Source organism: Vibrio sp. 10N.222.55.B11 (assembly GCF_041473705.1).
Lineage (GTDB): Bacteria > Pseudomonadota > Gammaproteobacteria > Enterobacterales > Vibrionaceae > Vibrio > Vibrio crassostreae_C.
Map to the genome: position 1 here is coordinate 1 of NZ_JBFRST010000131.1, position 9,855 is coordinate 9,855.

The 9,855-nt window shown below is 44.0% G+C and carries 8 protein-coding genes; 5 read left to right on the top strand and 3 right to left on the bottom strand.

The window, feature by feature from the left end; genetic code table 11:
* Positions 1–2,388 (bottom strand): Ig-like domain-containing protein (locus AB4503_RS25285; RefSeq protein ID WP_372115907.1); only part of this gene is annotated, 2,388 nt, incomplete at its 3' end.
* 444 nt (positions 2,389–2,832) lie between these two features.
* On the opposite strand from AB4503_RS25285, the gene AB4503_RS25290 reads away from it, so the two are divergent.
* The 4 genes from AB4503_RS25290 (at position 2,833) to AB4503_RS25305 (ending at position 7,391) form a co-directional block, all read left to right on the top strand.
* Positions 2,833–4,098, top strand: coding sequence for a TolC family outer membrane protein (locus tag AB4503_RS25290; protein WP_010438562.1), 1,266 nt, complete (start codon positions 2,833–2,835; stop codon positions 4,096–4,098).
* Complete coding sequence (locus tag AB4503_RS25295; RefSeq protein ID WP_010438560.1) at positions 4,098–4,715, top strand: OmpA family protein; 618 nt, start codon at positions 4,098–4,100, stop codon at positions 4,713–4,715. The genes AB4503_RS25290 and AB4503_RS25295 overlap by 1 nt, the downstream gene beginning before the upstream one ends.
* Before the next feature lie 135 nt (positions 4,716–4,850).
* The gene (locus AB4503_RS25300; RefSeq protein WP_017062305.1) at positions 4,851–5,201 is read left to right on the top strand and encodes a DUF2750 domain-containing protein; all 351 of its coding nucleotides are present in this window, start codon (positions 4,851–4,853) and stop codon (positions 5,199–5,201) included.
* Positions 5,202–5,363: 162 nt separating this feature from the next.
* A complete protein-coding gene (locus AB4503_RS25305; RefSeq protein WP_372115908.1) occupies positions 5,364–7,391 on the top strand; it encodes a diguanylate cyclase in 2,028 nt (675 codons plus the stop codon).
* Here AB4503_RS25305 and queC read toward each other — a convergent pair.
* On the bottom strand, positions 7,351–8,046 hold the full coding sequence (gene queC / locus AB4503_RS25310) for a 7-cyano-7-deazaguanine synthase QueC (protein ID WP_017063822.1): 696 nt from the start codon (positions 8,044–8,046) through the stop codon (positions 7,351–7,353). The genes AB4503_RS25305 and queC overlap by 41 nt on opposite strands.
* Positions 8,047–8,104: 58 nt before the next feature.
* Entirely contained in the window at positions 8,105–8,773 is a 669-nt protein-coding gene (gene queE / locus AB4503_RS25315; RefSeq protein ID WP_346762947.1) for a 7-carboxy-7-deazaguanine synthase QueE, read from the bottom strand.
* A gap of 184 nt (positions 8,774–8,957) precedes the next feature.
* Between queE and AB4503_RS25320 the strand changes: the two genes are divergently transcribed.
* Positions 8,958–9,767 carry a Cof-type HAD-IIB family hydrolase gene (locus AB4503_RS25320; protein WP_017062301.1) on the top strand — a complete coding sequence of 270 codons (810 nt, stop codon included), beginning with the start codon at positions 8,958–8,960 and terminating at the stop codon, positions 9,765–9,767.
* The last annotated feature ends 88 nt before the right edge of the window (positions 9,768–9,855 follow it).

Consider the following 9,855-nt stretch of genomic DNA (forward strand, 5'->3'; position numbering starts at 1 on the left):
TTCCACTTTCTCAACATCATCATCGATGTTGCCGAACGTGAAGGTTGGCGTCGTATCGTTGGTCAGGTTGTCTGTGTCGCTGCCGTGAGCGTCTTCTTTGCCGCTGTCGCTCGACGCAACCAGATCGATGGTCGGTTTGCTGATACCCGTATCAACCTCGTGAGTAGATATCACTTTACTTTGTACTGAATTGCCTACGCTATCGGTTGATGTGACCACAACTTCAAATTCGGCATCTTGCGTCAGATCGCTGCCCGCCACATCCACTGTCCAGTTGCCATCGCCATCCACGGTGGTGGTGTACTCGGTACCATTGATGGTCATGGTCACAACATCGCCTTCGCTGATGTCACCACCTTTCGCCGTACCGCTAACCGTGATGGTTTGTCCGCTTTCGGCTTTGTTAATCACGTCATCGGCTGTGATGTCATCAACCGTCACGCTGCCTTTGTCGGCTTCAAGATCGACCGTATGCGTTGAAACAGTCGTGGCCGTATATGGGTTTCCTGCGTCATCAATACCAGAAACCGATGCATTAAATTGTGTATCGTTGGCAAGATCTTGACCTGAAACCTCTACAAACCAAGTTTTGTCGGCTAGAACAGTGGTTGTGTACGTATTTCCATTGATATCGAGAGTAACTGTATCTCCCGGTCCAGCATCAAAGCCAACTCGGCCAGATACGAACACATTCCCTTGGCTTTCTTCCGCGTTAATCGTGTCATCCGCGGTGATGCGATCAACTCGGATCACTGCGGTGGCAGATGTATCAGTGAAATATTTCTCGGTAGATTCAGCATCACCCACTTGGCCAATGTCGTTTACGACGGATACAGAGGCATCAATAATCGTATCGCTATCTGCAACTAAGTCTGAGCCATTAACCTCGATCTCAAATAAACCTGTATCCGGATTGACAACTCCTGTGTATTGGTTGCCATTGATAACCAAGCTTACAGTACCCAATGAGAATTCATCACCGGTCACAGAGCCAGTGATAGTGATAGCCGCCTGAGATTCACTTGAATTAATTATTGAATCATCGGTAACTGGATCGACATTGAGGTTGACGATTAGCGGAGTATCATTATAGCTATGCTCAGAGATCCCCGTAGAGTTACTGCTGTTACCCGCAATGTCTGTTGATTCGACAGTGACATTAAAATCTGTATCTAAAGCAAGATCTTCGCCGCTCACATCAAGTTGCCAACCGCCATCTTCATTGACCGTCGTTGTGTACTCGTTACCATTGATTGTCGCAGTGACACTGTCACCAGACTCAATATCACCACCAGTAGCACGGCCCGTCACAGCAATAGTTTGACCTTGTTCGGTGACCGTAACGACATCATCGGCTGTGATGTTATCAACTGTGACGGTTCCTTGGTCTGCTTGAGTATCGAGTGTGAACGTCAACTCACTTGAGCCAGAGGTGTTACCGGCTGCATCGGTTTGACGTACCGTGATGGTGTTGGCCCCTTCGTTTGGCGTGGGCGCTTGCGTGGTCCATTCCCCGTCAACCAAGTATTCAACGATGGCGCCATCTTCAGTGCCAGAAACAGTAAAGCTGCCATCGTTGGTCAGGAAGTCATCTGCCAACGTGCCACTGTCGGTATCAAGGGCAATTTGCGGCGCGTCTGGCGCTGTGGAATCAAGAGTGAACGTCAGCTCGCTGCTGCCTGATGTATTACCCGCTGCGTCGGTTTGACGAACGGTGATCGTGTTGTCACCTTCCGTTGGTACTGGTGCGGTTGTCGTCCAGTTTCCGTCAACGAGGTATTCGACTGTCGCACCCTCTTCTGTGCCGCCGACTGTGAAGCTGCCGTCGTTGGTTAAGAAGTCATCCGCCGCTGAGCCAGAGTCCGTATCAAGTGTCAGTGTTGGCGCATCTGGAGCTGTTGTGTCAACTATGGTCTCGCTGTCTGTGCCTAGGCTATCCGGTTGGTCAACCGAACGGAAAGCATCAAGAAGACTCAAGCTTTGAGTACGAGACATTCCCAGCGCTTCAAAGCCCGTCGTTACAAATTCAGTACCTGGAATGGTTTCTTCACCGTCGCGCTCAATAGTCCCGCTACTTACTAGGCTTGAACCACTTTCACCAGCTGCCGTTGCAAATTCTTCGCCTAGCTCCGTCGGATCCTGACCTTCTTCTAAAGCCGCAAAGATATTTGCAATGTCTTGGTCTAGTTCAACTTCACCGCCATCTTCAGGCGAAAAACGCTTGACTGAAATTGGAGATTCAGAGTTTTCGCTCTGGGATTCAAGAATGACATCCCCTGCTTGTAATGGCTGGCCGTCTTCTAGGACTTTAATTGTACCATCTACCGAAACAACAATGCGTTGACCAAGTGCCAATGCACCGCTCGCATTCAATACTGTCATGTCCATATAAACCCCTAAAACTCATTTTTCAATCAAAACGTCAAAATAGTGACATTGTATTTATAATATTAGGTAAAATATAACACCTAACACCATATAATTCATAGTTATGAATGCATATTTTAACAAGGTCGTATACACCATGATGACAATGGTCACACTCATCAATACTTAAAGCGCTCTTAAATTTGATATAAGTTATTGTGCTAACGAAAAATAATTGACATATTAATAGGTGTTCTAAGTGCATTAAAACATCACAATACGCACAGTGATCGGTTAACAAATTTACAACCATTTGCGAGCGCCAGTTGTAGCGATCGTAATTTTTTTGGCGGTTCATCTGAATTTTGTATATCATCGTGCAAAATTAAGACTCAGGTGTGACTCATTTTGGAGAGATGCAAATTGAATAGGATTCAAACGACGACCTTAGGGCTAGCTATAGCAATGACCTTTCCAGCTGCGGCACAAACTCTTGAGCAAGCCGTCGCTTTTACGTTGGAAAGCAATCCTGAAATTAAAAGTGCTTATAATGAGTACGTAAGTAAACGTTACGTTAACGATGCTTCTGGCGGTGCTTATCGTCCAAGTATAGATCTAGATGGTGGGATTGGTTATGAGCATACCGATCTAGTGACCAATACAAATTCAACAGATCTGACGCGTAAAGAAGCGACGATTACTTTGACTCAGTTAATTTGGGATGGAGCAAATACTTCCAACGATATTGATCGTACCGCGGCTGATGCAGAATCTGTTCGTTACCAATTACTCTCCAACGCCCAAGATATCGCTCTCGAGGTCACCAAAGTATACCTTGATGCAGTGAAAGCTTATGAAGTCCTCACCCTGTCTGAAAACAACCTGGCAACACACAAGGATATCTATAGAGATATTCGAAAACGTGTCGAATCTGGCATTGGCTCTACAGCAGATATGTCCCAAGTAGAAGCTCGTATTGCGAAAGCTCATGGTAACTTGCTCGCAGCACAAAATAATTTGTTTGATACGCATACTCAATTTAAACGTATTGTTGGACAGTCACCTTTGGGGTTAGTGTTTCCGCGAGCAGACACTGGAGCAATTCCTTACACCGTAGATGGCGCTCTTGCGAAAGCTTTCAACCAACATCCTGTTATTAAAATTGCACAAGCCGATGTGGACTCCGCTAAATTCCAATATAAACAGTCTAAAAGTTCAAATTATCCGACTGTTTCTTTCGAAGCCGCGCAAACCTGGCGTGATGACGCAGGTGGCAACGAAGGGAGTAGTGACGAATTTTCCGCAATGGTCCGCTTGAGATATAACTTGTATAACGGCGGCGCTGATCAAGACCGCGCTGAAAGTGCTGCTTACCAATTAAATAAGGCCAAAGATCTGCGTGAAAGTACATATCGTAATGTAGAAGAGAGCCTACGCTTGTCATGGAGCGCACTTGATTTAACCGTACAACAGAAAGAGTTCTTATCAGATCACGTAGACTCAGCATCAGATACGGTTATCTCTTACGAGAAGCAATACCGCATCGGTAAACGAACACTTCTCGATTTACTTAACACTGAAAATGAGCTCTTTGAAGCTCGTAAAGGCTATTTAGATGCCAAGTACGATGAACAATATGCTAAATACCGGGTCATGAACGCAACCGGTAATTTACTGACAGGTTTACGTGTCGATATCCCCCAAGAATGGAATGAAAAGGTCGAATATTAATGAAGCTGCTAAAAGCTGTATTTCCACTCTGTCTATTGGTTGCTTCTGCCAACATTTTAGCTGAAACAAACGATGAAGAGTTCGAGTATCGAGCGCTCCCAGAGAGCGTACAAAGTTACGATCTAGAAGACGACGACAATGATGGTGTTATCAACGCCCGTGATTTATGTGTTGATACACAGATTGGCGCTGAAATCGATAATGACGGCTGCGGCTCTTATTTCGAGTCAACGGAACAGAAAGAACTTCACATCTTATTTGCCAACAATTCAACAGAAATCAATCCTGTTTTTCTTGGCCAAATTCGTCAAATGGCCGCGTTTTTAAAGCGGTATGAAAGCACAACCATTCGTCTACAAGGCTACGCGAGTAAAGTCGGAAACGCGGCTCACAACTTAGACTTATCGAAAGAACGAGCATCAAATGTAAGGCGAGCCCTAATAAGTAATGGTATACAACCATCTAGAGTGACAATCGTTGGCTACGGGGATACCGTTTCTAATGAAGAGGGAACCAAAATCAACCATGCGCTCAATAGAAAAGTTGTAGCTTCTGTCGCCGGATTCAAAGGCAACATCAAAGAAGAATGGCATATTTTTACAAAAATTGGAAAGTAACCACTCTTAGTTATGCCTCATCTGAAACGTTATCTTTAGGTAGCGTTTCAGTACGCTTATAATTCCTTAAATAGCATATACCTAAGCCGTCTATAATGTTAATCTTGTCACGTTATCAACATAGAGAATTAATCCATGAGCAAACTAACAGCTGATACTCAAGCAAATCTAGAACTTTTCGTTTCTGAAACACAAGAAACTAAACTGGTATGGGGCCTTCGCAACGAAGAAGGTTGGCTAGCATGTGACTCAAGTGAATTCGAAAACAGCGAAGTGATGCCATTCTGGTCTTCAAAAGAAGATGCTCAAACTCACAACGTTGAAGAGTGGGCTGACTTCGAAGTATTAGAAATTCCACTAGATATCTTTGTAGAAGATTGGTTACTGACTCTTGCTGAAGACGGCGTTCTTGTTGGTACTAACTGGAATGCAACATTAGAAGGCAAAGAACTTGAGCCTTCTGACCTAGCGAAATTATACATCTAATTTCCGATATCGGTCGCACGATTCGCGCGACCGATATACCTCTGATTAGTATCAATAAATTAGAGACCTACCTCGCATAACCACGTAGTCGCACCATTCAAAATTTGAAGCAACATCAAACTAATAATAGAATATCGTTCTTTATCTGATTGATCGTCTCTTGTGAATCACTTCGTTTTTGTTACCTTTCTACTATTCATTAGCTTTTGTTCTTATAGCCAAGTATCAACATCAGATCGTGACCACAATTCACCAGTCTATACCCCCAATCTAAGCTCTACTCCAAATGCTGATTGGAACGCGCTTTATCTCTCTACTTTAAACCACTCTCCTGAGCGCGCATTAAACATGCTGCAAACACGCTACATCGGCTCAACGGTTTATGGAGATAAGCTTTACCTTGCGTCTCTTCTGTATCAATACATGAGCCACCGAGATCAGCCGTTCTACGGAATCGCTTCAAACGACAATGACTACCAAGCGATAGAAACAGCGTTTATTTCTGCTCTGAGGAAAGACGGCAAAGGCCAATATGAACAAGCACAACAAGGCTTTCTAACACTTTTGGCGAAAATGCAATCTCGCAGTGATTTAACTGGTAAAGCCTTACTAAAGTACCAGCTATGCCGATCGCTTAACGAGCAAGCTAAATACCACCAAGCGAACTATTACTGCTCTGCCCTTCAGTCAGATTTACATGACATCGCTGACCCTGTATTACCAAAATTCGGGACTTATCGAGTCATCGCGAACAATCATCATTTCCGCAGTGACTATCAAGCTGCACTAGACACCTACCTATCACTAATAAACGTGTTTCCACAAGGGCATGATATTTCAGGGGTTTACAACGATGTGGGTAACTTGCTCAAAGAATTAAAGCAATATGAAAAATCGGCGGAGTATCTAGAGCAAGCTCTCATTCTCAGAGTAAACGCTTCAGATTTAATGAAAGCACAAGTGCATCACAGCCTTGCGGATCTCTACCTTAACCAAGAGCAAAGTGAACTAGCAATTCACCACTTTCAGACAGCAAGAACACTGCTGAGCTCAACGTCGCATAGCTACGGTATTGCACTCACAAGTCTTGGCTTAGGAAAAGCGTACACTCAAACGAAAAACTATGATGTGGCGAGAACCTACCTAATTGAGTCTCTTTCAGCTTCGAGCGAACTGAGCAATGATGTCATTCGCATCAATGCTTACTTGGCGATCAGCGATATGTTCGAAGAACAGAAACTGCCAACGGAAGCACTCAACTATGCTCAACAAGCGCTAGAATTAGCTGAACAAGTCACAAGGCATAAATACATCGCGCAGTCACTTCTTCAGCTTTCTGATATTCATCAATCACTCAGCGATTACCAACAAGCTTTCTATTTCTACCAGCGATACTCGTCAATACAAATGGAAGCTAGAGATATCGACAATCGACTCGCACTCGAAGCGCTCGGCCTGACGCACGCCAAATATGAACAAGAACTAAAAAGCTCTTTCCTGACACATCAGACGAAACTCGACCGCGTTCAAATTGAAAAAATGGAACATCAAAGATGGATGTACAACATCGTTGTTATTCTGTTGCTTTGCGCTGCAAGCTTCACGGTATTGATAAACAAAACGGTTCGCACAAAAGCAGCAATTGATGGCTTAACGAAAGCACATAGCCGAACTGAGATAATTCGAAGAATCAAAAGAGTGAAACGCTGTAAAGGGACGGACAAACAGCATGTGCTCGTGCTGCTCGATCTGGATAAGTTTAAGAAGATTAATGATGAGCATGGGCACCCTACTGGTGATCGGGCACTGGTCCATATTAGTGATCAAATTAGAAAACACTTAGTGAATGGTGAATTGTTTGGTCGCTTAGGGGGTGAAGAATTTGTCATCATGTTAACCGATACCCCACCAGCAGAGGTACGAGAACGCGTTGAAGAGTTGCACTACGCCATTTCAAGCACTGTCTTTTTATCAGAAAGCAAAAAGTCACTTAATGTGACCGCGAGTTTTGCTTATCTAGCAACCTCAAACGCATTAAGTGACTTTGATGACTTGTATTCAGTGCTCGACCAAGCACTCTATCAAGCCAAAAGCAACGGCCGAAACTGCATTATTGATGCATATAACGAACCGATTGATTTACCTGAAATTATTTATTCTCAGCCTGTTTGCGAACCAACTCAGCCATGATGCTTTCGCGATCACCGAGGTAATCGTTAAGGCCAACTTTACGCAGTTCACATGCCGGACAATCGCCACAGCCATCACCAACAATGCCGTTGTAACAAGTCAGTGTTTTGTTTCTAACAAGTTCAAGTGCTGAGTACTGGTCTGCTAGCGCCCATGTCTCAGCCTTGTTTAACCACATTAGCGGTGTTTTGATATCAAGCTGCTTGTCCATACCTTGTACAAGTGCAGAGTTCATCGCCTTCACAAAGTCATTACGACAATCAGGGTAACCAGAAAAGTCTGTTTCACACACACCTGTAATCACGGTTTCAGCACCGATTTGGTAAGCGTAAATACCCGCTAGAGTCAGAAATAGAATATTACGACCAGGAACGAATGAATTCGGCAGCCCATTCTCTTGCAGCTCATGAGACACAGGAATATCGTCACGAGTCAAAGAGCTGATAGCCAGTTCATTCAACAGAGTCACATCCATCACTTTGTGCGCTTTCACACCAAGCTCTTTCGACAATGACTCAGCAACTTCAATCTCGAGTCTATGGCGCTGACCATAATCAAACGTAATCGCATGAACTTCATCATACTCTTTTAATGCTTGAACAAGACACGTTGTTGAGTCTTGACCACCACTGAATACTACCACTGCTTTTTTCATCTTAAATCCTTACAAGAACCTTCTACTAGCGACTTATCTTGCCCAGTAAAAATACAACCTATGCGATGCTCAAATATTTGTGAGTTTGTATTGATAAGCGCCAATTGCGCTCAATGCAGGTATCAATACAAAGCTGAGTAGCGCGGTCTTTTTGGCTGATTGGTTGCAGAGCGATAACAGTGTCGTTAGGAACTGCTGCTCGCTCCAATAAACCGTCAAGTTGTTCGATGTCTTTGCTTGTACCTACTGGATGCTTAATTTCGTTAGCACGTTGCAAGGCGCTATCTAAGATTTCCAGTTTCGCTTTCATCGCCACTTTCGGTGACACCGTAACCCAAGTGTCCGGTGTGGCTTTAACTTCTGATGTTCCGCTAGTCTCAATCTGACAGCGACAACCGTGCTGCTCAAACGCTTCAGTAAGAGGAACAAGATCATAAATGCATGGCTCACCACCAGTAATCACAATGTGCTTAGCAGTGTAACCTTGCTTGATATATTCATTCACGATTCCTTGAGCATCGATTGCTGACCAAGTAGGTGAATCTTCTGTCTTAACCATAATATCGCCAAGGCTGGTTTCCTCTTCTGGCAACGCTTCCCAGGTCTGCTTGGTATCACACCAAGAACAGCCCACTGGGCAAATTTGCAGACGAACAAAAACAGCGGGAACGCCAGTAAACACGCCCTCACCCTGAATGGTTTCAAACATTTCATTAATCTTGTACAACTTTCCCTCAGCTCAATCATTTGATGAAATTAATCAACCGCAGACCTTAAAGCACTTCCCCCTTTTGGTCAAACAAATGAGTACTGATAAATGAGTTGCTCAAAGCCCTAGCCTGAACTTTCAAGTTCCCTTATCCTTTCGCCCATAGATTTCGTTAGCTTTTAATTTTTTAGTAAGGAACAACATGTACAAACTGATTGCTCTTGATATGGATGGCACACTACTCAACAGTGAAAAAGTGATTTCTCAAGAGAACAAAGACGCAATCGCCAAAGCACGAGCTGCAGGTGTGAAAGTAGTTCTCGCTTCTGGTCGCCCTTTAGAAGGCATGCAAAGCAAATTAGATGAGCTTTCGATTGACGGCGAAGATGACTTTGTACTCTTCTACAACGGCTCTATGGTTCAGAACGTATCGACAAAAGAGATCATTCACAGTGAGATCAGCAACGGTAAAGCCGCAAAAGAGATTGCTGCCCTCGCTGAACAGCTTGGTGGTTATGTCCATGCTTTCAGCAAGATCCACGGCTTAATCACACCTGAGAACAATGAGTACACTGGTATTGAAGCGCGTATTAATTGCTTAGATATAACCGAGTTCGACTTTTCTCAACTAGAAGATGACCACGAAATCATCAAAACTATGATTGTCGCTGAACCAAGCAAGCTGACTGAAATCATCGGTAAGTTGCCACAAGAGCTTAAGACTCAGTTTACTATCGTACAAAGTGCACCATTCTTCTTAGAGTTCCTAAACCCGAAATCAAACAAGGGTGTCGGTATTGAAGCGATAGCGAAACACTTAGGCATTAAAGCGGAAGAAGTCATCTGCATGGGTGATGCTGAAAACGATCACCATATGCTTGAATACGCAGGCCTTGGCATTGCAATGGAAAACGCAATGGAAGAAACCAAGAAACTGGCGGATCACATCACAGCTAGCAACGACGACCATGGTGTAGCGGTCGCGATTGAGAAGTTTATCTTCAACTCATAAACGCTCAACAGGTTCTAATAAGAATTACTTTTTGCTTGTTTCAGAAATGACAAAGGCTGTGCACTGCACTAATGCCGTTCACTTAAGA